Raw genomic sequence first — 22578 nt, 5'->3', positions numbered from 1 at the left:
GACTTCAGACCAAGCATTAAATCCGGCCATAACCGCTGTAAATACAATAAGAAGAATATAGTCAAGCGGATAAATCAAGTGGTTCCCTTTGCGAGAGTCGGGAATAGTTGTAAGTGCCTTAAAAAGAGAGTCCATAAATCCTTCGTTATATGAGTTAAACTATTGATTATCAGATATAAAGATACTAATAATTTGCGATATAAACAAGGATATTACATCGAATTTCAAGGCTTTAAATGACATTTATGAAAGAATGTAGATACAGCATTTCAAATGCGATTGCCCTGCTTTCTATGTGGAGCCTGAAGACCTTTTGCTCACTAAGAAGATTGATAACCTTAAACTGAAGTGGTGATGAAGAAATGGTTATCTATGATGGTCTGCGTGATGGTGGCTATGGTTGCTGTTACACCATCGTACGCACAGCGACTAATCCCTAGGCAAAATAGCGTTGAGCTGGTCGGCTCTATGCCGATTATCAAGGGGGAGAGACTATGCGCAAAGGAGAGCTTTGGGGTAGGTCTTGCGTTCGCACACTACTTCAAACGGGCGAACTACGCTTTTCTCTTGGCGGAATATGAGCAGCAAGGGTTGACTTATCGCTCCTACAATGTTCCACTACGTGATGCGCTACTGCATTTCGGCTATATGCACCCGATACTCTCAGATAGGGGGAAGAATATCTTTGGCTACTTGGGACTATCCGCTCTCTGCGGTTATGAAGAGCTGAACGAGGATAAACGGTTGCTACCCGATGGGGCTACACTCCTGGATCGATCTCGCTTTACTTATGGTGGAGCGATACATAGCTCGGTGGAGCTGTTCCTTACTGACAATCTGCTCTTCGTCCTCAAAGCTCAAGGGAGACTGCTCTTCGGCTCTGACCTGCATCGTTTTCGTCCTGCTATCTCAGCAGGACTCAAGTTCAATATCTAACTACCGACAACAATGAAAAAGTTCCTAGTGAATACGATATGGGCTGTGGGAGGGATTGCCCTCGCCCTCTTTTGTCTATCTGCTTGTACTCGTGAGCTGGATGTGCAGCAGGCTTATGACTTCTCGCTCGAAGTGATGCCGGTTCAGAACTCCATAGCTAAGGGGGAAACGGCTGAAATACGCTGTAGTCTCAAAAGAGCTGGTCGCTTTGCCAATACGCAATACACGATCCGTTACTTCCAGCCTGATGGCAAGGGTTGCTTGAAGATGGATGATGGCACTGTATTCAAACCGAATGACCGCTATTCGCTCACGAGAGATACCTTCCGTCTCTATTACACTTCACTCACCACCGACCGCCAAACGATTGACATCTACGTGGAGGACAACTTCGGACAGCTTCAGCATCTCTCCTTTGACTTCAATAGCAAGAAAGAGGATTAGTAGTCATAAATTTCTTTTTGAGTCCATGTAAGGCGATTGGCTGTGATAGCTAGTCGCCTTTTCAATGGCTCATTCTAAAACCTAGGCTCACAACCTTACCTAGGCTCACAACCTTCTCTTTATAGCTTATCAAGGCTTATCAAAAAAACGCTATATTTGTTCTATAGGAATGTTCCACACTAGTCTATTAAGTTAATATGAGTCAACAATATAGCCTTTCAGATCTTTTATTATTGGGTATTGAGCAGGAAAAGTTTCCGAGATATCTTTATAAATATCGAAAAATAGAAGATGCCGAACGTTTTCTTGAGAACTCGAAGATAATGTTTAGTACATATGACAAGTTCAATGACCCATTTGAATTTGCCTATATACTTAATGAGGACTATAATGAGAATGATTTGATGACTTGGTTCAGAAAAACTGGATGCAAATGTAGCTCAAAAGAAATATCTCACCTTAAAAACCAGTTTCAAAACAATAAGATGGATTTGGACATAATCATAGACAAAGAGATTAAAGAACAGCTGAAAAATACTGGGGTGTTTTGTCTTGCGTCTATGCCTAATAATCTACTAATGTGGTCTCATTATGCTAGTTACCATGAAGGAGTATGTCTTGAGTTTGATTTATCGCAAAGTCCAAAGGCATTTACCTTCCTCCAACAAGTTATCTATGATGATAATTATCCCCATATCAATTACATCAAGAATCAAAATGATATTATCACTCCTTTGATACATAAAAGTAAAGCTTGGCAATACGAAGAAGAGTGGAGAGTAATAAAAACGGCTTCCCCAATCAGCTATTTGAAGTCGATAAAGAGGCTCTAACTAGTGTCATATTCGGCTGCAGTTTTGATCAAACTAAAGAAAAATCAATACAACGACTCTGTGCTGAAAAAGGTTTTAATGCAGTTCAATATAAGCGAGCTGTTAAAAGCAGTAATTCTTTTCACCTAGACATTGTAGATGTTGATACTTTTTAGACATGTTGGGCAATCTGTTCGATGTTACATTGGACGAGCTGGAGAATTTGGTCGTGGTATGGGGTGTTTTGGTTGCACACACCACGGCTCTGTATCACTTGGAGTGTGTCCAAAGAGACCTCTATCGTCTCTATCCGCTTGCTCTCAATGGTAGCCGACAGAATGAGCGAGTTCTCTTTGAGATAGTACTCATTTGAAAATAGGCAGTGATGCAATTCAGCTCCTTCGTCTATATACTCCTGCACGCTCTCTAGGACGTGTACTTGGATTGTGCCGTCTGTAAAACAGATGCCGAAGAACTTTGATTTGAGTTCACGAAAACGCTCTTCGTCCGCCATTGCCTTTTCTCGTTTTCGCTCCATTGCCTCCCGCTCACGCTGTCTGCGGAGCTCCACGTCTCGTTTGTCATGCTCTCCTCTGAGGTCGGAGGGGCAGATGTATTTCGGGTTGTGGATGTCCTTACCCAATCGTTTGAGCATATCTACATAGTCACACCATAAGGCAATGTCACCTATTGTGTAGTGGTGACGAAGTGTCAGCTTGTATGAGCTCCAATAGTTGTCAAGTCCTTTGCCCCTTGATAGGAGGTGTCTTAAATCCTTGTGTCGTCCTGCTTTCATCATTGTTTCTGCACGACTATCAGTAAGTAGAGCTGGGATGAGTTGAGTAGGTGCGATGCCGTGAAACTCTCCGTTGAAGCCATTTCTATAAAGCGTATTCGTGACCTTTAGCTTCGGATATATCTGCGAATAGGCTACATATCGGTAAGCTTCGCTATCGTTACGGATAGCCATCGGAGAGTGAAAAGAGAAGCTATCAATATAGTGTCCAAAAGTTCGCTGTATGGCTACTAGTGCTTGTCTCCCTGCATCGTTCCACCAATAATGCCCAATCTCAAAGACCGAGCTCTGTGCTCTGCAACCTTTCTCCATTTCAGCCACGAGGAGGAACATCCGCAACATTTGATACTCACCACAAGTGGTTAGTACCGTGAAGTACTGCTTCTGTTGTAATTTCCGCGCTCTTGTTGTCTTGACTTGCAACCTTGCCCTACATTGAGGGCAAGTGCAAGTATCTATAGGCTGCTCTAAAGTCCAACTATGGCCACAATCCATACAAGTCGTATGACCTTTGGGTAAGCGGTAAGCAAAGTGGTCTATGCACTCTCGGAATGCCCACTGACGCTGCGCTTTTGTTATCGGGCATAATCTCGTACTCAGTGCCAATACGGCTTTCTCAAACTTGTTTCTAGGTTTCATAAGGCAAGGGTATCAAATAGTGTGGGTTGCGGTTGTGTAGAAGATGTTGTCTCTGTTCTTTCAGTTCTCTTGGGTCGCTCGTTTCGCTTCTGCAATTTGACAAGTTCCTCTTGTTGGTATTGCTTGATAGCTTCCTGCCGTGCTTGCTTTTTCTCTTCTTCGGAGAGCTCTACAACGTGATTGACCACAACATTGCAACCAGCTACTTTGTCCACCTCTATATCATCTTCATCATAGTAGTGAACTGCCATTGAGTATATCTCCTCATCGGCAAAACCATTACAACCACTTCTTTGCACCTCACTCAAGATGTAGAGAATGCACTCCTCTATGTTCTTATGGGGCTTCTGTAGATTAGGCGCAAACAAAGGGTCTGTCATCGCACGTCCATTAAGGTATTCGGCTATCGTTCGGGTAAATTGTTCTGTTCCTTTCATTGTCTTATCGGTATTAGTGCTGTTGGTACTTGGGTATCTCTATGATTTGGTTGATAGGTCCATAGAGGTAGTTGCGTAGGCTGGTTCGGTCGGGAGCATAGTACTCTGTCCACTGTCCATATTGATTGACGAGGTACTTCTTCAATACATCGATGAAGTCAAATCGCCATCCTTGTAGCGGTACGGCAGAGCGGAAGTAGGTATTGTTATTCACTGCTTCACAGAGCCAATCCTTATCCTCACGGCTCATTCGCTCGCCACGATTAAGCTTTGCTGTCAGGAGATATACAGAGCTGTCACAAAGGCTTTCCAATGGGGGTACGTCCCAATGGACGAACTTGGTAGCCAACACCTGCTCACTTTGTTCAAACTCAGAACTTATGCGGTAATGAGAGGAGGAGCTATATCCTTTTTCTTTCATTGATGATGTCATGTTTACTTTCTGCTTATTCATAAGAGACCTTTTTTTATGCGTTCAAAGATCGGAGTATGCTGATTCCTTTTTTCAAGCAAAAACAAGGTAGCGGGGCGAGACTTATACAAGGTTTTGGCGGAAAATACTACCCGAAGCAAACTGCATAGGTGTGGAGATTTTCCAGACAAACCGAATGGCCTGACCTTGGGAAAGTCTTTAAGCCCCGTACTACCTTTGCGATGAAAAAGAATCAGCTTCCGATTTGACCACGGCATAATTGGGGAGCTATGACTGAGAAGCAGAAGTGCAATGCCTAAACAGAAGAAGCAAAAAGGGTGACCAGCCTCAGAAAAGAGCTAGTCACCCAAAGAGTCATTTCTCTGAAGTGATAGAGGTGCTATATCATAGCACGCAAAGCAGTATTACGACTAGTACAACAAACCAAAAGAGGTCGCGTAGAAGCGTAAATGTGATTTGCAGAACGGTACGAACGATGAATCGTAGTACCACAAAACCAATCAGTATCAATAGAGCTGTTACGACCTGTGCTGTGACTAACTTAGAAAGTAAATACACTCCACCCAATAGGATACCCATAAGTAAGGTAAGTCGGATGATGCGAGACCATTTGATGTGGTTGCTCGGAGTTGTTTTGGACGCAACTTGTAGTGGTTCCTCTTTATCTGCAGGAACACTTGCCCGTATGAAGGCTGGACTGTGCAGGTCTTTGTTCATGAGAGATCTATTCATATTCGGAGTCTTTTAGAGTTTTCAAGAGCAGAGCCAAGAGACTATGCGACATAAAGACAAGAGATAGAATATGCTCTTGACGTATGGAGCAGAGAGACTATCTTGGCTCTTGAAGCTCAAAAGGCGCACGAGATAGGGATAATCTACATTGTCTACTCTAATGCACTCACATCGCCTATCGTGGGAAGTTGATTAGCTTCGATAAGAAGTACAACTGTTCCTGTCAGTTCTGTGTAGAGCGTATTATACTCAGGTGTTGCAACAAATTCATCCGTAAGGTTATACTTGTCAAATAGGTTCTGTATCGCCTTGTTCCCGAGAAGTATCTGAGAGAGTCGTTCGGGGAGTGGGGAGGGGAGTTCTTTTTCAAACTCATTCTCCAAGACGGACACAAGCGTGTCGTATTTGGAGAAATGCAGGTCACGATACAGCACTTCACTCGCCAGACTCTCTGCTTCGGGATATGAGAATCCTTCTTCCACAGCATCACAGTAGGTAGTAAGAGCTTCATCAGCTCGTGCCGTGATAAATGGCTTGTCTTCCACCTTTTCAGGAAAATGCTCACTAAGGTAGCTCTCTAGCTTTAAGCGGAAGTAGGATAGTTCTTTCTTATTCGTTGTCTTCATCTTCTTATTTGGTTTTAATGGTTGCACTTATTGCCAGCTATTCTCCCCGATACCCATTGCCGTATTGAACTTGCCTAGTTTGTCAGCAAACTGCTCCATGTCATGTTCAATCTTCTTATTGGTAATCCGGGCATAGATTTGCGTTGTTCGGATATTGGTATGCCCCAGCATTTTAGAGACACTTTCCATAGGAACGCCCTTACTGAGACAGAGAGTAGCAAAGGTATGCCGAGCTAGGTGGAAAGTCAAGTTCTTCTTGATACCACATATATCTGCAATCTCTTTGAGGTATGAATTGGTCTTCTGATTGCTAAGGATAGGGAAGAGCTTCCATCACGATAAGTTTGGTGGCTATATTTACTGATAATGCGCTTAGGGATGTCGAGGAGCAGCACATTGGTCTCCACGCTTGTCTTTTGTCGCTTAGTCATAATCCACTCTTTGCCACCAAGCATCACGATATTGTCGGGTGTAAGATTAGCCACATCAATGTAGGCTAAACCTGTAAAGCAGGAAAAGATGAAGATGTCTCGTACCAGCTCCAATCTCGGGATATTCAACTCCTTGTTGACAATCTGTAAGACCTCTTCATCAGTCAAGAACCCTCTATTCACTGGCTCTAAGTGAAATCGGAAGTTGACAAAAGGGTCGTGATGTAGTACGCCTAACTTTTGCCCCAAAATGACGACAGTCTTGAAGGTCTTCATCGTCTTAGTGGCTGTATTAGGATTTTGCCCCACCACCGTGCGTAGGTATAGGTCAAAATCATGTATAATCATATAGGTTAGCTCCGTGAGCTTGAGGTCTCTGCGTCTGAGTTTATCTTTTAGGAACTCAGAAAAGCGTCTTTTGCAGACCTTATACTTTTGAAGAGTGGGCGCCGAGACTGAGATGCCAACTCGAGCTGCAACATCTTCATTGTGTTTGTCGAAGAGTTGCATGATGGTATCTATATCTTGTTTTTTGCCAAGATGTTCTGACTTGATACGCTCTAACGAAAGCTCATCAGTCATTTCTAACTTGCGAAAGATGGCTTGTAAACCACTTTGGATGTTATCCAATTGCAAGTTCGTATTTAGAGCTTCGGTGTGACGCCCTTTTACTCGCTCTTTTTCGCGATCCCATTGGGACTGCACGATGGTGATACCAGTGGAGCCTAGTGACATCCGCTCATTGTTGAGATAGATGCGTAGCATGACTGGCGTTTTTCCTTCCTTGTTCACATAGTTGCTGCGAAGGTAGAATGCTGTTCTGAAAATTGATTGCATACATTGTCTGTTTTTATTGTAGCCAAGCATAGAAAGTTTGCGACCGGAAAAGCTACACATTTACGGTGCTAATAACTCTCTACAACTCGCCTACAAAGTTGCACATAATTGTTTGAACTACAGCAATCTACAAGTACTCTAAACAGACTCTCTACGTACTCTTGGCTACAATTATTTTTTGCGAGAAAAAAGTGTAGCCAGATTGTAGCCATTGGAGAGTATTTTGGGCGTTTCGACTATCTCTGTAACTACTCTGAAGAGGTAGAGGTCTATAAAACAAAAGTATCGTAACTCGTTGGAATTACGATACTTATACTTTTTCGGTAGTGCTCTCTAGCGGTACTGCCAGAGTACTTAAAGCGGAGAGAGAGGGATTCGAACCCCCGGAAGCTCTCACTTCAACGGTTTTCAAGACCGCCGCAATCGACCACTCTGCCATCTCTCCTTGCTTTGCTTCTCTCTTTCTCGGTGCAAAGGTACAAAAAATATCCACACCGCCAAATTCTAGTGGTCCGGCCTGGGCTTGAACCAGGGACTCCCTGATTATGAGTCAGGTGCTCTAACCAACTGAGCTACAGGACCAGTATCAAAAACTAGATCTATCGTCTAACTTTTGTGTTTGCAAAGGTAACAAAAAAAATATATCCGCGCAAGTGTTTCTCAATCAAAAGAACTATTCTTCTCGATAAACATCCACAATTTCTCTTTATAGTAGAATATGACCTCTCCATACAGGTGTAGATACAAGAAATCTATAGAGAAGAATTTAGGGGTATAAGATAAATAATTAGTAGCTTTGAGAAGAAATTTTGAATTGTCTATAATTTGCTAATTTACATATCGATGAAATACGATTTTAATGAAATACTAGATCGAAAACATACCGATTGTACAAAGTACGATGGGTATGGTTCTTTCGACAGTGATTACGAGGAAATATTACCTCTATGGGTAGCAGACATGGATTTTGCCACACCTCCTTTCGTATTGGAAGCTATCCGTAAACGTTTGGAACATCCTGTGTTGGGCTATACAGTAGCTCCTAGCTCATACTATGAGGCTATACAAGGATGGTTTGAGAGGCATTATGGTTTCCGTCCGCTCAGGGAAGAGCTAGAGCATACTCCAGGTGTTGTTTCAGGAATTTATAAGTTAATAGAGTGTCTTACGGAGAAAGGGGATAGCGTTCTTATTACCCCACCTTTCTATTATCCCTTCTCAAGTGTGATCAATACAAGCGGTCGAAGGTTGTTAGAGGCTCCTCTTCTTCTTATCGATGGCAGGCAGGAGATAGACTGGGCGTTATTGGAGATTAAGATGAAAGAGGCGAAGATATCCCTAATTAGTCACCCACATAACCCAGGTGGGCGAGTATGGCGCAAAGAAGAGCTCCAACGTATTGCCCAAATTGCAAAAGCAACAGACACTTTGGTAATCAGTGATGAAATACATGCTGACCTCACCTTCAAGCCCCTCCGCCATATACCATTTCCTAGTGCCTCTGCAGAAGCAGCTGAAGTCGGAATTACGCTAATGGCTCCATCCAAGGCATTCAATATGCCAGGAGTTATTGGATCTCATTTTTATATCAAAAATACTAAGCTAAGGGAAAAAATCTTTCACTACATGCGGGCTAACGGTCTCGCACTTGCCTCCTGTTATACATTCGATGCAATTGCCGCAGCGTATCAAGAGGGGGATGAGTGGAGCGAACAATGTTTAGAGTATGTACGAGGAAATATAGACTATGTGCGTCAGTATCTTCATGAGCATATCCCTAGTATTAAAATGATTGATCCTGAGGCTTCATTTCTCATTTTCCTAGATTGCCGTGCTCTTAGCTTTGAATCGACAGAGAAACTCAATGACTTTTTTATTCGTAAAGCAGGTCTCTTTCTCAATAACGGCAAAATGTTTGGCACTGGAGGGGATTACTTTATGCGCCTAAATGTAGGAAGTCCTCGTACTGTAATTGAGGAAGCATTGCGCCGCTTAGAAAAAGCTGTAAATAATCTGTAAACGAAAATATACATAAATGAATACGTTAAAAGCTATTTCCCCAATTGATGGTCGATACAGGAGACAAATAACAACCCTAGAGAACTACTTTTCGGAGTATGCACTAATGAAGTACCGTGTTATGGTAGAAGTTGAATATCTATTGGCTCTGTCTGAGGAACTTCCTGATCGTCTATCACTGCTCCAAAATGAAGAAATACAGCGCGAACTCAAAGGTCTTTACGAGAACTTTTCGGAGGAAGACGGACAGCGAGTAAAGGAAATAGAAGGAGTTACAAATCATGATGTCAAGGCAATTGAGTACTTTATCAAAGAGCGTCTTGATCATGACAAGTATACAAAAGTCCTTGAGTTTGTGCATTTCGGATTAACTTCACAAGATATTAACAATACAGCCCAGCCACTCATGCTCCACGATGCACTTGAGGAGGTCTGGCTTCCTGCTCTAGAGGAAATAATAAACGAAATAGAAGCGAAGGCAGAGGAATGGAGAGATATTCCGATGTTGGCTCGCACGCATGGGCAGCCAGCTTCTCCTACTACATTAGGCAAAGAGCTGTATGTCTTTGTATATCGACTTAAGGAGCAGGTCAAGCTATTTAAGATGGTTCCTCAGAGTGTCAAGTTCGGTGGTGCTACAGGCAATATGAATGCTCATCATATCGCTTACCCAAACATCGATTGGCGCACCTTTGCAGAGAACTTCGCAGAGGAACACCTAGGGCTTGAACTAGAGTTATACACCACACAGATTTCTAACTACGATAATCTCGCTGCCCTTTTCGATGCTATTAAGCGTATTTCCGTGATACTGATAGACTTTTCTCGTGATATCTGGAGTTATGTTTCTTCTGAGTACTTCAAGCAGAAGATTAAGGCTGGAGAGGTAGGGTCTTCTGCCATGCCTCACAAAGTGAATCCTATTGACTTTGAGAATGCAGAGGGAAATCTTGGGATTGCGATTGCATATTTAGAGCACTTAGGGCATAAGTTACCTATCTCACGTCTACAGCGCGACCTCACTGATAGTACTGTGCTGAGAAATATGGGAATGCCTATAGCCCACATGATGATAGCGCTTAACAGTTTGAAGAAAGGTCTCGGCAAGTTGCTCCTTCACGAGGAAAGTATCCTTTCGGATCTAGATAAGGCGCTTCCAGTAGTAGCGGAGGCACTCCAAACAATCCTCAGGCGCGAAGGGTATCCCAACCCTTATGAAGCACTAAAGGGCCTTACTCGTAGTAATGAGGTTCTTACTCGCGAAAAGCTCAATGCCTTCATCGATGGACTTGATATTTCAAACGAACTAAAGGTGGAGATGAAGCAGATTACCCCAAGAAACTATACAGGGGTTTATTCCAAATAAAGCTACATTATCCCTCTACCCACTTGGAGATTTACTTAGTATAACAACTGCAACCGATGAGCACTACGCCTTATGGTTGCAGTTGTTTTGATTATCAAACATTGATTGCGGCTATGATTCAACGAAAAGGTGCTATATGGACAACACATCCACGTAGCACCTTCTCATAATAATCAAAAAGCTCAAATATTACTCTACAAAAGTAATCCAGCCATGCTTATCCTCAAGATCACCATACTGGATACCACGAAGTGTATTGTATAGCTGTGTGCTCTTTGGACCAGCCTGACCATCTTTAGAATATACATACTCCTTCCCATTGTCGAGGTCATCGATATGAGCAATTGGAGAGATTACAGCAGCAGTACCACATGCACCAGCCTCATCAAACTCTGCAAGCTCTTCAACAGGTACATGCCTACGCTCAACAGTCATACCAAGATCCTGTGCAATCTGGATAAGACTCATATTTGTAATGGATGGCAGAATTGAAGTACTCTCTGGAGTAATGTAACTATTTCCCTTGATGCCAAAGAAATTCGCAGGACCGCACTCATCGATATACTTTTTCTCCTTAGCATCTAGGTAAAGAACGGCTGAATAGCCCTTTTCATGAGCGATTACACCGCTCTTTAGACTGGCTGCATAGTTACCACCGACCTTGATAGTACCAGTTCCGAGAGGTGCTGCACGGTCATAACCACGCATAATAGCCATAGGAGTAGGCTTGAAGCCTTCCTTAAAGTAAGGACCTACTGGGGTCACAAATACGAGGAATAGATACTCAGAAGCTGGCTTAACACCTACCTGTTCGCCAAGACCGATAACGATAGGACGAATATACAGACTAGCGCCACTCTCATAAGGAGGAACGAAATCAATATTCTTCTTCACTACAAGGTCAATTGCCTCTAGGAAAAGTTCCTCTGGCATTGGTGCCATCATGATACCCTCGCATGAACGACGCATACGCTTTGCATTCTCATCAGCACGGAATAGACGGATACGACCATCTTTACCACGGAACGCTTTCATCCCTTCAAATGCCTCCTGTCCGTAGTGCAGACAAGTAGCAGCCATGTGGATATTAATCGTCTTCTCAGAGGACACCTCTAGTTGACCCCACTTGCCGTCACGGTAGTAACAACGAACATTGTAGTCGGTTGGGAAATATCCGAAACCGAGGTTTGACCAATCAATTTGCTTCATATTAGTAAAACTTATATAGGGTTAATTACTTGGAAATCAATTTCTCAACTTCCTTTTCTATTACTTATTATTATTTCTTCGCTCTAGCGAGCTCTTCGTACAGCTTTTCTATCTCATCCCCTTGGTTTTGGATTGTAGTAAGGAGTGCATTGAGCTCTTCATTTTCAACTGTGCTCGGATACTCCTCTTCTACCCGAAGAAGGAAGTCACTCAAAACATTCATATAGTTGCTAAAAGCACTGTAAGCACTATCATACGGGGTAAATCGCCAAGCGTCACCATTTTGAGTAGACATATATAAAAAATGGTCAGAGCTCTGCAGACATCTCCAGTCCTGAATAATCCTACGATTACGAGACATTCGTGTACGTTCTGCCCACTGTTCCAGCTTATGAAAAGCCTCATGTTGGAGGACATTACCCAACCAGCTAAGAGTGTTTTTCTCTTCTTCGCTCCAGGAAATAGGCTCAGCTATCACCAACTTATCCTGCGGCTTATTTTGACCCATAACCTCGCTCGGAGTAGCAAACTCTAGTCCTGCTCCAAGAATAAACCTAGGGAGTGCTCTGAAGAAGTCGAAGATGCCACTTTGGCTAGGTTGCCCCACACCTAGTACATCAAGGCTCATATCAATAGTAATCACCTCTTCATCCTCAGGAGTAGAAGCTAGCCAATTGGCATATTTATCGGCAGTAAGAGGATATTCAGACCAGTCGTAACGCGTAAAGTTTTTAGCAATATCATCCGTAAATCTAGCATTACGAAGCTGTAGCTTTAGTTCAGGATTAGCCCCACTAGCATACACATGATTAGGACTCTTCCACCCCAAGATATGTTTTGCACCCTCTGTTATTACACCTTCAAAGCCCATTTTTACAAGTTCGTCAGCAATACTATCGTCATAGATAAGATCAGTATTGCGGAATACTTTAGGACGACTTCCAAACATACTCTCGAGCTTATCAGAGTGCTCCTTGACCTGTGCCTTAAACTCAGACTTTTCCCAATAGAGCGAAGCGATACTATGGGCGTATGTCTCACCGAGAAGCTCTACCCTACCCGTCCCGACAAGCTCCACAAGCAAATCTATAAGTTCAGGTGAGTACATCTCAATCTGCTCCATTGCGAGTCCTGAGATTGCAAGTGCGACTTTAAAATCACCGTTAGTCTCCCGAATCTGTTCGAGGAAGAGCTTCAGTGCTGGGATATATGACTCTGTGGTCCCCTTACGAAAAATCTCCTCGTTTTGGAAATCATCGAAATAGTAGTGATCATTACCAATATCAAAGAATCGATAACGCTTAAGCCTAAAGGGTTGATGGAGCTGAAAGATAAAACAAACTTTCTTTTTCATATATTGTAACTTCTTCAGTTTTCTTTTCTGGTTACATGCGAGAGAGTAGTCGATTGTAAATACCTCTTATCTTGATACCTACATCCTCCCACTTGATATTACTAACCTCCTTAAGACCTTCCTCAGATAGGAAGCTATGCATAGCAGGGTAAGTCACCAACGCATACATAGCATCGGCAAGTGCATCTACATCCCAATAATCCACCTTGATAGCGTAGTCGAGAATTTCCGCACAGCCAGATTGCTTCGAAAGTATGCAAGGTACACCACACTGCATTGCTTCTAAAGGAGAGATACCAAAAGGTTCTGATACGGAAGGCATCACATACACATCGCTAGACTTGTAGATCTCATACACTTGATTCCCCTTCATAAACCCAGTAAAGTGGAATCGATCGCTAATTCCTCTCTCAGCAGCAAGACGAATCATCTGATTCATCATATCACCGCTTCCTGCCATGATAAAGCGTACATTATCTGTCTTCTGCAAAACTTTATATGCAGCTTCTACAAAGAACTCAGGACCTTTTTGCATGGTGATTCGACCCAAGAATGTGATTATCTTATCCTTCACGCCCCGTTTGTCGGGGATAGCAAGAATAGATGGCTCCAATGGCGTCACAGCATTGTGCACAGCTGTTACCTTACTTGGATCTTGATGATACTTTTCTATCACAATCCTCCGAGTAGCTTCGCTTACGCACATGATATGATCGGCATGGTCAAAACCATTCTTCTCCATACTATACACCTGAGGATTGACATTCCCTCGACTGCGGTCAAAGTCCGTAGCATGCACGTGTACAACAAGCGGTCTACCCGATACCTGCTTCGCATGAATACCAGCCGAGTAGGTTAACCAATCATGGGCATGTATAATATCAAAGTGCTCAGCACGCGCAATAACCCCTGCGGCAATAGAGTAGTTATTAATTTCTTCGTAAAGATTATCTGGATACTTTCCAGAGAATTCGATACATCCAAGTTCGTCTGTGCGAAGATAACTAAAATCGGCGTAAATATGATTACGCAAATGGAAGTACATTTCGGGCTCCATTAGATGCCCTATCATCTCTCTTACACGCTCATATTCTACATTACGATACACCACAGGAACCTGTGACATACCTATAATCCGCGTAAAAGACTTGTCTTCGTCTCCCCACGGTTTCGGCATCACAAAGGTAACCTCCATATCCTCTTGCTTACAAAGACCTTTAGTAAGACCGTAACTGGCTGTACCTAGTCCTCCTAGGATATGTGGAGGGAACTCCCATCCAAACATTAGTGCCTTCATATCTTCTGCTCTATCTGCCTACTATTATTCCTCCCTATTCTCTTCCCGATGTCTCAAGACCAGCATCAGGCGAACTTTTATGGTGCGATGTAAGGCTCAAACGCAGGTCAAAAATATCATCTGACTCTGATTCCTTAAACTCATCTAGCCTATTTTTGATACGTAACAAGGCAGTTACACTCAGCATAAATGAGATAGCGCTTCTTCCTACATAAGGTGGTGTCCCATCGTATACCTCTGAAATATTACTGATACCATGGCGTTTCATCTCGTCCTCAAAAGGAATCAAAATTCTATCCACAAAGGAGACCCCTACCCTCCTAAAAAGCTTAAGGTAGGCACTCATATAGTAATACACTAACCAACTCCATACTCCACCTTGCAAATATGCATAGGCTCTTTCATTATTGCTGCCACCACAATAGCCTCTGTAAAACCCGCTAATTGGCGATAACGAACGTAGACCCTTAGGCGTCAATAGCTCTTTGGTCACGATATCCAAGATACTTCTCTGAAGCCTTCTCGATAGCGGAGAGTAAGAAAGACCGGCAGCCAAAATCTGATTTGGTCGCACACTCCAATCTTTCTCTCTACCCTCTGCTACATAGTCAAAGAGGTAGTCATGTTCATTGACAAACACCCTAATAAAGCTCTCTGAGACCCTCTCAATAAAGTCGTTTTCTTGTAAATCCTTTATCTCGAATAAATCTCTATTAAAGCAAAGAGCATTATACCACAAAGCATTGAACTCCACAATATATCCCTGCCTGTCGACTACTGGATATCCGTCAATCGTAGCATCCATCCATGTAAGGGGCTTATCCATTCGTTCTGGGATAGCGTAGAGCAAACCATTCTCCATCACACGCATCTGAGCGACTTTCCCTGAGCGAATAATATGGATTGCTTTCTTAATGGTGTCACCATACTCCTGCCGCGTCCGCTCAATCCCAACCCATCTAGAGTAATCTTGGATACAGTTAATAAGCCAAAGCAGAGCATCTGGCTGGTCTAACCCTGTAATAATTTCATCCTCTACTCCTTCGTCATAATACCTCCATATAGCTGCCAATGCTGTATCCATAACAGCCTTGTATCGCTCTGGCTTATCTATGCCAAAACTTGCAGCCGTAAGACCAATCATTTGGTCTCGATGGCGAATATTGAACCATGGGAAGCCAGCTTGAAGATAGCTTTTGCCCTCCACTGGAGTAAAGTAATATTGACCAACAGCCCCCTTAAGGCAATTAACGAAACTATCTCTTGGGATAATACGAGACTCACCATCCTCAAAATGCAACTGAATGTCGCTGGGTGATATCACTGTATCAGAAACAGAGCAATAGACTTCCTCCCCTCTCTTTATCTCGCACTCAAATACTCCTGGCACAGGCAGATCCTCTATACAATTATGCTCTCTTTCAGCCTCCTTATCATAATATAGGTTTTTATTCCAGTGTGGGGCATGAGTATAGGTGACAGGCTTTGAAAATTGCATAAACAACCTTGGCGCCCCAGCATAGAGACACATAGAAATACCATTCCCCTCCTCCTTATAGGACCAATCGACCTGATTATTCTCGTAGGTCAACTCTTTTGTCTTTCTAAAAGCAAGAAGTGGCTTGAATCGCAATATAGTACGAGAATGAGCATCCAAAAGCTTGTATCGGATAATCAGGCTATTGCTCGTACTAGAAAGCAACAGTTTTTTCTCTAGCACTACACCACCTACCCTATATACAATAGTAGTCGCACGCTCTACATCGAACTCACGCACATACTTATGACCATTGGGGCTAAAAGTTCCGTCCGAATACTTATGGACAGCCAAGTTAAACTCCGCACCATGCTGAATAACGGTCTCATCCATAGAAGACAAAAGCACCCATCGCTCAGCCAATTGCATAGATGAAGGCACGACCAGCATACCATGGTACTTCCTAGTATTGCATCCTAATATCGTCGAGCAAGAGTACCCTCCCTTGCTATTCGCTCGTAGGATCTCTTTCTGAAGCGATTCATCAAGATTCGTCAGACTCGCTCTATCAAATTTAAGATAAGTCATGGGGTCAAACTCCTTCTAATATACCTGTGTCTATCCATATCCCTAGGAATACCACCTCATAGCTATAGCATAGAGGAAGTACTTTATCTCTGCCCAAATTTACCCTTTTCTTTTGATACCTCCAAAGATTATGAGAGCTCAAGCATCCTATCAATAGCTATAATCGCCTTATCTCGGATATCACTTGGGACTTTTACTTCATACCGCTCGAGGAGCAAAGCATCACGAACATCCTCAAGCGTGGTAAGCTTCATATACTCACAAGTGTGCTCTGGGATTACTGGAATAAACTCTAAGTCTGGATACCTTCGGGTTAGTTCTGCTAGCGTCTCAGATTCGGTAGCTATTAGGAACTGTCGGATATTACTCTCTCCTGGACGTGTCATAATAGTTGTCGTAGAACCAACCACAACCCTTTCAAGATCGAGCACCTCAGGATAGCTACAAGCCACAGCCTCTGGATGCAAGAGCAACTCCGCCTCTGGATATTGCTCCAGATATCGGATGACGACCTCAGGAGTAATATACCTATGCACATAGCAATCCCCTTGCCATAGATCCATTTCCCTACCTGTAGCTAAGCTCACGTACCTACCTAAATTTCTATCAGGACCAAATAGAATAGGTCTATCCTTAGGCAACTGCTGAACTATCTTAAGAGCGTTGGCAGAGGTCACACAATAGTCAGTGACAGCCTTAACCTCTGCTGTAGTATTGACATAGCTTACAACAATCCCATCAGGGTGCTTTACTTTCCAAGTATTAATCCCAGCCATTGTCACAGACTCAGCAAGCGTACATCCAGCTCCTTTTACAGGAATCAATACCTTCTTATCAGGAGAGATGATAGAGGCTGTCTCTGCCATAAACTCTACGCCACAGAAAACAATTATATCGGCATTAGTCTCTCCAGCCACTCTCGAGAGCCCAAGGGAATCTCCCAAGTAATCAGCAATAGCCTGTACCTCAGACCGCACATAAAAGTGCCCAAGTACAATAGCATTCTTCTCCCTTTTGAGTCTATTAATTTCCTCAATGAGTTGTTCCATAGGATGTATCATATCTTAAAGTTCATACTCATATCCAATGCTTTTACACTATGCGTCAAAGCCCCAACACTGATATAGTCCACTCCTGTCTCTGCCACCTCTCGGATACGCTCCAAAGTAATATTACCAGAAGCTTCGGTCTTTGCACGACCTGCAATAAGTGCTACAGCTTCTTTCATTGTTTCTATAGTCATATTGTCTAGCATGATAATGTCTGCCCCACCTGCTAGAGCCTCCTCTACCTCATTCAGGTTAGTAGTCTCAACTTCGACCTTCACAGAAAGTGGAGTAACAGCCTTTACCTGCTCAATTGCGCGGCTAATACTTCCTGCAGTTTTGATATGGTTGTCTTTTATCATCGCCATATCATAGAGCCCCATACGGTGATTAGATCCTCCACCATGACGTACTGCCAACTTATCAGTGACTCGGTGTCCTGGAGCGGTCTTGCGAGTATCTAAAACGACCGCCTTAGTTCCCTCGATAAGTGAAACGAGTAGATGAGTGGCAGTAGCAATCCCAGACATTCTTTGGAGGAAATTAAGCATCAATCTCTCTGCTGTAAGAAGATCATTGTATCTAGCCTTAATTTCCAAAATCTTATCCCCCCTTTTTACCGCATCACCATCTTTAATGTAAGCCTCAAATGAATACTCACTCCGTGCCATACGAGCAAACACCTTACGAGCTATCTCTATTCCGGAGATGATACCATCGGCTTTTGCGGTGATAATTGCCTGAGAAATACCTTCTTTTCCTATGATAGCATCGGTAGCTAAATCTCCAGATGCTACATCCTCTTCTATTGCAATCTCAATGAGCCTATCGAGTAGGTCTTCCTTCAGTATATTATTTTCCATGCTTTACTTTACTAATTCGATTATCTTTTATCAATGTATGATATGCTAAATCCTCCGACAATGTTTCTGGAAAGTCCTTGCGGAAGTGCCCTCCCCTACTCTCCTCACGACTGTGAGCCGAGAGAACAATCAAGTTCCCTACAAGGTATCTGTTATATACCTGTCGGACAGCAAAACTCGCATTAACGAGTTCCTCTAATTGCTGCATTGTATCCGTAATCTCTATCAGAGCTTTATTTAATTTCTTGGCACTTCGTACAATACCTGCTCTTTTCATTAGGAGCTTGCCCAATCGCTTCATCAGCTTATTGCCATGCTCCTCCATCCATTTCTGGTCACTAAACGTTAGTGACTTCTCCATTTTACAAGGAATAAGCGCTATTTCCTCTGTTGGCAGAAAAGGATAGTCACACTTCTCAATATGCGCAGCAATATTCTTAGAAAATACGACACACTCTACGAGCGAATTACTAGCCAACCTATTGGCTCCCATAACACCTGTAGAAGCCACCTCGCCCACAGCATATAAGCCATCAATAGAAGTACACCCATTTAGGTCTACCAATAGCCCTCCTACCGTATAGTGGGCAGCTGGCGCAATAGGAATCTCTTGGGTAAGATCAAGTCCAAATGATGCAAGCTCGGCTGTAATGCTTGGAAAGCGTTTTCTAATCACATCAGCATTAAGATGTTTGAGAGAGAGAGTCATAGACTCCACATCAAACTTCTGCATCTCGCTGTATATCTCTCGAGCAACTACATCTCTTGGTGCCAACTCTGCCATTGGGTGTCGCCCCAGCATAAAGCGTTCACCATCTGGATTAAGCAGGTATGCACCTTCCCCTCTTACGGCTTCACTAATCAAGAAAGCTGGAGCACCCTTAACATGCAATGCTGTTGGATGAAATTGGATAAACTCCATATCTCTAACCACAGCGCCTGCCTGATAAGCAATAGATAACCCATCGCCAAGAGCTGTGTGAGGATTGGTAGTCGGTCTATAGAGAGCTGCTGCTCCGCCAGTGGCAATAACTACAGACTTCGCATAAAAAGCCTCTTCCTCGCCCCTCACTATATTCTCCACCCAGATACCATAGCAATGATTATCCCTTACAATCAACTCAAGTAATGCATGCTCCTCAAAAACATCGACATTCTCTCTTGTTGCAAGCTCCTTAATCATAAAGGTAGTTATCTGCCTCCCCGTTGCATCACCCCCTGCATGTAGGATACGATGCTGATGATGACCGCCCTCAAGACCAAGCTCCAATTCCCCATCCTTGGTATCAAACTGCATACCCATGCCAATAAGGTCGTCAACTCGCTTTGGTGCTTTCTCGGTAAGTATCCTTACGGCCTCTAGGTCGCACAACCCAGCACCAGCTACCAGAGTGTCCTCCAAGTGCTCAGATGGACTATCGCTAGGGGCAGTAACAGCAGCCATTCCACCCTGTGCAAAGTAAGAATTGCTATCCTCAAGTGTTGCCAAAGACAACAAGGCTACTCTACCGAGCCTGGAGAGATGATAGGCAGTGTTAATCCCTGCTAATCCTCCACCAACTACAACATAATCGTATTCGTATGTCTTCATAAGTGCATTAATTTCTAAACTGGCTGCAAGTTACAAAAAATAAAGGGAACAGAGCCCTATTAAGCACTATTCCCTATATATCAAAACGGCATTTTTATCATCAGCCAAGATAGCTTCGCAACTGCGTTTCATCGGCATTCTTACGGAGCTGACGAATCGCCTTTTCACGTATCTGACGTACGCGTTCTCGGCTAAGTCCTACAGCAGAACCAATCTCATCAAGACTCATCTCTTGCTCCCCACCAAGTCCATAAGTATGAATAAGTACGAACTGCTCTCGCTCCGATAGGCACTGCATAGCCCCACGAATCTCATTCACCAAGCTCTCATCAATCAGTCCACCATCAACATCTCGTGCATCCTCATCCTGAAGCACATCAAGCAGCGTATTAGACTCTCCATCATCAAAGGTCTTATCCACTGAGACCTCTCCCTTATCAATCTGGATAATATCAATCACCTTATCCACCTCCATATCTAGATCATCAGCAAGCTCTTCAGGTGACGGAAGGCGCTGATTCATCTGCTCAAAACGATCACGAGCTGCTTTAAGCTTCGTCACATTTCCCACCTGATTCTGCGGTAGACGAACAATACGACCTTGGTCTCCAAGAGCCTTTAGAATACTCTGCCTAATCCACCAAACAGCATAGGTGATGAACTTAAATCCTCTAGAGCCATCGAAACCCTGAGCTGCACGTATCATACCTAGGTTACCTTCATTGATAAGGTCAATAAGAGGAAGACCGAGATCCTGATACTGCTTTGCCACACTGATGACGAAGCGAAGATTGGCACGAACCAACTTATCTACCGCAGCTGCAGAGTTCTCATCATTCCTCTGTATCTGCATAGCTAGCTCAGCCTCCTGCTCAGGAGTAATCATCTCCTCTTTCGCTACTTCCTTCATGTAGCGATTCATTACAGCGTCGTCCCTGCTGGTAATCGACTTTTCTATCTTTAATTGTCTCATGCTATCTCCTCTATTACTCTTACCAAAAAGTGGGCAAATTTACTCATTTTCACTGAGATTATCAAGCCAAATTTACCCGTATCTATTAGTCAAACATATTAGATAGGCAAAATGTTTGATACACGAAAGGGAGTACACTCTTAGTGTCGGTACACCCTCGTTGCCTTTTGTATTCAGTGCAGCGCTTCACACAACAGTATCCAGATAATACTCGCAGCCATTGCATTTCGTATATCACACACCCCAAAGGGTGTGTCAATGATCTTGCAAAGCAAAATACACTTGACACACCCTTGAAGATATATTCAGGGAGCCTAAGTTCCTAGCCTTCTATGTAATCAGTTGAGATTACTCCTCAGTAGTCTCCTCTGTTGCTTCCTCTACAGAAGTCTCTTCTGCTACAGGTACCTGCTCCACTGGAGCTGCCTTTACAATAGGCTCATCAGAAACAACAGTCACAGGAACCTCTACGGTAACATCCTTGTGTAGACGCACTTTAGCTGCATACTCGCCCACCTCCTTGATATTAGGCAATACGAGCATCTTCCGGTTGATTTCAGCAAAGCCTAGCTCTTCAAGCTTATCAGCCACCATTGAGCTATTTACTGAACCATAGATACGACCTGCATTACTAGTCTTCACCTCAAAGGTCAGCTTAGTACCTTCGATCTTCTCTGCATACTTGCGAGCCTTATCTAGCTCAGCTTGCATCTTACGAGCCTGCTGACGCTGATTCTCCTGAAGTATTTTTATTGCAGACTCAGACGCAATGATAGCCTTGCCTTGTGGGATTAGAAAGTTTCTACCATAACCTGGCTTTACATCGACGATCTCGCCCTTAAAGCCAAGATTTGGCATATCTTCTTTCAAAATAATCTTCATATTCTGTCTCCTCTATATTATTTATTAATTAACACCCATCATATCGGTTACGTATGGAAGCAGTGCTAGGTGACGTGCACGTTTTACTGCTTGAGCCACACGACGCTGCATCTTGAGCGAGTTGCCAGTAAGGCGACGTGGGTAAATCTTACCCTGCTCATTGAGGAACTTCTTGAGGAACTCTGGATCCTTGTAGTCCACATAAGTGATGCCTGCCTTCTTGAAGCGACAATACTTCTTACGATTGCGGTCCATAGACAACTGCGTTAGATAACGCACTTCTGACTTTCCCTTACCTTTCTTTGCCATAATTCTTTCCCTTCGTCTACTTTAGTTGTTCTCCTCCTCAGTGGTAGTGCTAGCTACCTCATCAGCAGCCTTAGTCTCCTTACGATTACGACGACGCTTCTCAGCATACTCGTGCGCAAACTTATCCTGACGGAAGGTTAGAAAACGCATCACTTTATCGTCACGACGGTAGTTTACCTCTAGCGTTGAGATAAAAGATGGCTCACTCTTAAACTCCACAAATACATAGTAACCAGTAGACTTAGCTTGGATAGGATAAGCAAGCTTACGCATACCCCACTCCTCACGATTCACTAGCTCACCACCATTATCAGTGATCATGCTAACGAACTTATCTACCGTTTCCTTTGTCTGATCTGCAGACAAATCGGGAGTCAAAATGAAAACGGTTTCGTAATTGTTCATCATATTGTATATATTGTTAGTAAAACACAAATGCGACCGCAAAGGTAATAAAATTCAACCTAACTACCAAGCATTT

The 22578-nt window shown here is 43.3% G+C and carries 21 protein-coding genes, 2 tRNA genes and 1 pseudogene; 5 read left to right on the top strand and 19 right to left on the bottom strand.

What is annotated here, in order from left to right; genetic code table 11:
* Window positions 1–354 precede the first annotated feature (354 nt).
* The 3 genes from A3GG_RS0103480 (at window position 355) to A3GG_RS0103470 (ending at window position 2213) form a co-directional block, all read left to right on the top strand.
* Complete coding sequence (locus A3GG_RS0103480; protein WP_026215591.1) at window positions 355–936, top strand: conjugal transfer protein TraO; 582 nt, start codon at window positions 355–357, stop codon at window positions 934–936.
* A gap of 12 nt (window positions 937–948) precedes the next feature.
* Entirely contained in the window at window positions 949–1380 is a 432-nt protein-coding gene (locus tag A3GG_RS0103475) for a DUF3872 domain-containing protein (protein WP_018357934.1), read from the top strand.
* 197 nt (window positions 1381–1577) lie between these two features.
* Window positions 1578–2213, top strand: a complete 636-nt coding sequence (locus A3GG_RS0103470) for a DUF2971 domain-containing protein (RefSeq protein WP_018357933.1) — start codon at window positions 1578–1580, stop codon at window positions 2211–2213.
* A 151-nt stretch (window positions 2214–2364) separates the two neighbouring features.
* Here the strand turns inward: A3GG_RS0103470 and A3GG_RS0103465 are convergent, their stop codons facing one another.
* The 8 genes and pseudogenes from A3GG_RS0103465 to A3GG_RS0103430 all read right to left on the bottom strand — a co-directional run bounded on the left by A3GG_RS0103465 (window position 2365) and on the right by A3GG_RS0103430 (window position 7705).
* Entirely contained in the window at window positions 2365–3627 is a 1263-nt protein-coding gene (locus tag A3GG_RS0103465) for a PcfJ domain-containing protein (RefSeq protein ID WP_026215590.1), read from the bottom strand.
* Window positions 3624–4064 carry a PcfK-like family protein gene (locus A3GG_RS0103460; protein WP_018357931.1) on the bottom strand — a complete coding sequence of 147 codons (441 nt, stop codon included), beginning with the start codon at window positions 4062–4064 and terminating at the stop codon, window positions 3624–3626. Before A3GG_RS0103460 ends, A3GG_RS0103465 begins: the two co-directional genes overlap by 4 nt.
* Before the next feature lie 13 nt (window positions 4065–4077).
* Window positions 4078–4518 (bottom strand): hypothetical protein, encoded by a 441-nt coding sequence (locus tag A3GG_RS0103455; RefSeq protein WP_026215589.1) that lies wholly within the window; start codon window positions 4516–4518, stop codon window positions 4078–4080.
* A 363-nt stretch (window positions 4519–4881) separates the two neighbouring features.
* On the bottom strand, window positions 4882–5214 hold the full coding sequence (locus A3GG_RS0103450; RefSeq protein ID WP_018357929.1) for a hypothetical protein: 333 nt from the start codon (window positions 5212–5214) through the stop codon (window positions 4882–4884).
* A gap of 167 nt (window positions 5215–5381) precedes the next feature.
* Entirely contained in the window at window positions 5382–5855 is a 474-nt protein-coding gene (locus tag A3GG_RS0103445; RefSeq protein ID WP_018357928.1) for a DUF1896 domain-containing protein, read from the bottom strand.
* Window positions 5856–5882: 27 nt separating this feature from the next.
* Window positions 5883–7123, bottom strand: a pseudogene (locus A3GG_RS12600) (site-specific integrase).
* Window positions 7124–7483: 360 nt separating this feature from the next.
* Window positions 7484–7568 (bottom strand) — tRNA-Ser (locus A3GG_RS0103435).
* A gap of 63 nt (window positions 7569–7631) precedes the next feature.
* A tRNA-Ile gene (locus tag A3GG_RS0103430) sits at window positions 7632–7705 on the bottom strand.
* A gap of 261 nt (window positions 7706–7966) precedes the next feature.
* On the opposite strand from A3GG_RS0103430, the gene A3GG_RS0103425 reads away from it, so the two are divergent.
* Complete coding sequence (locus A3GG_RS0103425; RefSeq protein WP_018357926.1) at window positions 7967–9142, top strand: MalY/PatB family protein; 1176 nt, start codon at window positions 7967–7969, stop codon at window positions 9140–9142.
* 16 nt (window positions 9143–9158) lie between these two features.
* Window positions 9159–10508, top strand: a complete 1350-nt coding sequence (gene purB / locus A3GG_RS0103420; RefSeq protein WP_026215588.1) for an adenylosuccinate lyase — start codon at window positions 9159–9161, stop codon at window positions 10506–10508.
* A 189-nt stretch (window positions 10509–10697) separates the two neighbouring features.
* Here purB and A3GG_RS0103415 read toward each other — a convergent pair whose 3' ends face one another.
* The 11 genes from A3GG_RS0103415 to rpsF all read right to left on the bottom strand — a co-directional run bounded on the left by A3GG_RS0103415 (window position 10698) and on the right by rpsF (window position 22502).
* On the bottom strand, window positions 10698–11717 hold the full coding sequence (locus A3GG_RS0103415) for a branched-chain amino acid aminotransferase (RefSeq protein WP_018357924.1): 1020 nt from the start codon (window positions 11715–11717) through the stop codon (window positions 10698–10700).
* 70 nt (window positions 11718–11787) lie between these two features.
* Window positions 11788–13071 (bottom strand): glycoside hydrolase family 57 protein, encoded by a 1284-nt coding sequence (locus A3GG_RS0103410; protein ID WP_018357923.1) that lies wholly within the window; start codon window positions 13069–13071, stop codon window positions 11788–11790.
* A gap of 31 nt (window positions 13072–13102) precedes the next feature.
* Entirely contained in the window at window positions 13103–14368 is a 1266-nt protein-coding gene (locus A3GG_RS0103405) for a glycosyltransferase (protein ID WP_018357922.1), read from the bottom strand.
* 34 nt (window positions 14369–14402) lie between these two features.
* Window positions 14403–16433 (bottom strand): glycogen debranching enzyme N-terminal domain-containing protein, encoded by a 2031-nt coding sequence (locus A3GG_RS0103400; protein WP_018357921.1) that lies wholly within the window; start codon window positions 16431–16433, stop codon window positions 14403–14405.
* A gap of 128 nt (window positions 16434–16561) precedes the next feature.
* Window positions 16562–17494: a quinolinate synthase NadA gene (gene nadA, locus A3GG_RS0103395; protein ID WP_018357920.1), complete on the bottom strand. Its 933-nt coding sequence runs from the start codon at window positions 17492–17494 to the stop codon at window positions 16562–16564.
* Complete coding sequence (nadC, locus tag A3GG_RS0103390) at window positions 17491–18342, bottom strand: carboxylating nicotinate-nucleotide diphosphorylase (protein WP_018357919.1); 852 nt, start codon at window positions 18340–18342, stop codon at window positions 17491–17493. Before nadC ends, nadA begins: the two co-directional genes overlap by 4 nt.
* On the bottom strand, window positions 18332–19933 hold the full coding sequence (gene nadB, locus A3GG_RS0103385) for an L-aspartate oxidase (RefSeq protein WP_018357918.1): 1602 nt from the start codon (window positions 19931–19933) through the stop codon (window positions 18332–18334). The genes nadC and nadB overlap by 11 nt, the downstream gene beginning before the upstream one ends.
* 100 nt (window positions 19934–20033) lie before the next feature.
* Complete coding sequence (locus tag A3GG_RS0103380; RefSeq protein ID WP_026215587.1) at window positions 20034–20906, bottom strand: sigma-70 family RNA polymerase sigma factor; 873 nt, start codon at window positions 20904–20906, stop codon at window positions 20034–20036.
* Window positions 20907–21254: 348 nt separating this feature from the next.
* The gene (gene rplI, locus A3GG_RS0103375; RefSeq protein ID WP_018357916.1) at window positions 21255–21788 is read right to left on the bottom strand and encodes a 50S ribosomal protein L9; all 534 of its coding nucleotides are present in this window, start codon (window positions 21786–21788) and stop codon (window positions 21255–21257) included.
* Between the two features lie 24 nt (window positions 21789–21812).
* Window positions 21813–22097 carry a 30S ribosomal protein S18 gene (gene rpsR / locus A3GG_RS0103370; RefSeq protein WP_018357915.1) on the bottom strand — a complete coding sequence of 95 codons (285 nt, stop codon included), beginning with the start codon at window positions 22095–22097 and terminating at the stop codon, window positions 21813–21815.
* A 21-nt stretch (window positions 22098–22118) separates the two neighbouring features.
* Complete coding sequence (gene rpsF / locus A3GG_RS0103365) at window positions 22119–22502, bottom strand: 30S ribosomal protein S6 (protein ID WP_033408292.1); 384 nt, start codon at window positions 22500–22502, stop codon at window positions 22119–22121.
* Window positions 22503–22578 lie beyond the last annotated feature (76 nt).

Source organism: Porphyromonas levii DSM 23370 (genome assembly GCF_000379925.1).
In the GTDB taxonomy this organism is placed as follows: domain Bacteria; phylum Bacteroidota; class Bacteroidia; order Bacteroidales; family Porphyromonadaceae; genus Porphyromonas_A; species Porphyromonas_A levii.
The sequence above is the reverse complement of the archived record's forward strand: the minus strand, read 5'-3'. Positions and strand labels throughout refer to the sequence as shown.

What these genes read in the sequence shown, in the direction of transcription:
- A3GG_RS0103480 (WP_026215591.1), top strand. Translation starts at nt 355, where the DNA reads ATGAAGAAATGGTTATCTATGATGGTCTGCGTGATGGTGGCTATGGTT.
- A3GG_RS0103475 (WP_018357934.1), top strand. Translation starts at nt 949, where the DNA reads ATGAAAAAGTTCCTAGTGAATACGATATGGGCTGTGGGAGGGATTGCC.
- A3GG_RS0103470 (WP_018357933.1), top strand. Translation starts at nt 1,578, where the DNA reads ATGAGTCAACAATATAGCCTTTCAGATCTTTTATTATTGGGTATTGAG.
- A3GG_RS0103465 (WP_026215590.1), bottom strand. Translation starts at nt 3,627, where the DNA reads ATGAAACCTAGAAACAAGTTTGAGAAAGCCGTATTGGCACTGAGTACG.
- A3GG_RS0103460 (WP_018357931.1), bottom strand. Translation starts at nt 4,064, where the DNA reads ATGAAAGGAACAGAACAATTTACCCGAACGATAGCCGAATACCTTAAT.
- A3GG_RS0103455 (WP_026215589.1), bottom strand. Translation starts at nt 4,518, where the DNA reads ATGAATAAGCAGAAAGTAAACATGACATCATCAATGAAAGAAAAAGGA.
- A3GG_RS0103450 (WP_018357929.1), bottom strand. Translation starts at nt 5,214, where the DNA reads ATGAACAAAGACCTGCACAGTCCAGCCTTCATACGGGCAAGTGTTCCT.
- A3GG_RS0103445 (WP_018357928.1), bottom strand. Translation starts at nt 5,855, where the DNA reads ATGAAGACAACGAATAAGAAAGAACTATCCTACTTCCGCTTAAAGCTA.
- A3GG_RS0103425 (WP_018357926.1), top strand. Translation starts at nt 7,967, where the DNA reads ATGAAATACGATTTTAATGAAATACTAGATCGAAAACATACCGATTGT.
- purB (WP_026215588.1), top strand. Translation starts at nt 9,159, where the DNA reads ATGAATACGTTAAAAGCTATTTCCCCAATTGATGGTCGATACAGGAGA.
- A3GG_RS0103415 (WP_018357924.1), bottom strand. Translation starts at nt 11,717, where the DNA reads ATGAAGCAAATTGATTGGTCAAACCTCGGTTTCGGATATTTCCCAACC.
- A3GG_RS0103410 (WP_018357923.1), bottom strand. Translation starts at nt 13,071, where the DNA reads ATGAAAAAGAAAGTTTGTTTTATCTTTCAGCTCCATCAACCCTTTAGG.
- A3GG_RS0103405 (WP_018357922.1), bottom strand. Translation starts at nt 14,368, where the DNA reads ATGAAGGCACTAATGTTTGGATGGGAGTTCCCTCCACATATCCTAGGA.
- A3GG_RS0103400 (WP_018357921.1), bottom strand. Translation starts at nt 16,433, where the DNA reads ATGACTTATCTTAAATTTGATAGAGCGAGTCTGACGAATCTTGATGAA.
- nadA (WP_018357920.1), bottom strand. Translation starts at nt 17,494, where the DNA reads ATGATACATCCTATGGAACAACTCATTGAGGAAATTAATAGACTCAAA.
- nadC (WP_018357919.1), bottom strand. Translation starts at nt 18,342, where the DNA reads ATGGAAAATAATATACTGAAGGAAGACCTACTCGATAGGCTCATTGAG.
- nadB (WP_018357918.1), bottom strand. Translation starts at nt 19,933, where the DNA reads ATGAAGACATACGAATACGATTATGTTGTAGTTGGTGGAGGATTAGCA.
- A3GG_RS0103380 (WP_026215587.1), bottom strand. Translation starts at nt 20,906, where the DNA reads ATGAGACAATTAAAGATAGAAAAGTCGATTACCAGCAGGGACGACGCT.
- rplI (WP_018357916.1), bottom strand. Translation starts at nt 21,788, where the DNA reads ATGAAGATTATTTTGAAAGAAGATATGCCAAATCTTGGCTTTAAGGGC.
- rpsR (WP_018357915.1), bottom strand. Translation starts at nt 22,097, where the DNA reads ATGGCAAAGAAAGGTAAGGGAAAGTCAGAAGTGCGTTATCTAACGCAG.
- rpsF (WP_033408292.1), bottom strand. Translation starts at nt 22,502, where the DNA reads ATGAACAATTACGAAACCGTTTTCATTTTGACTCCCGATTTGTCTGCA.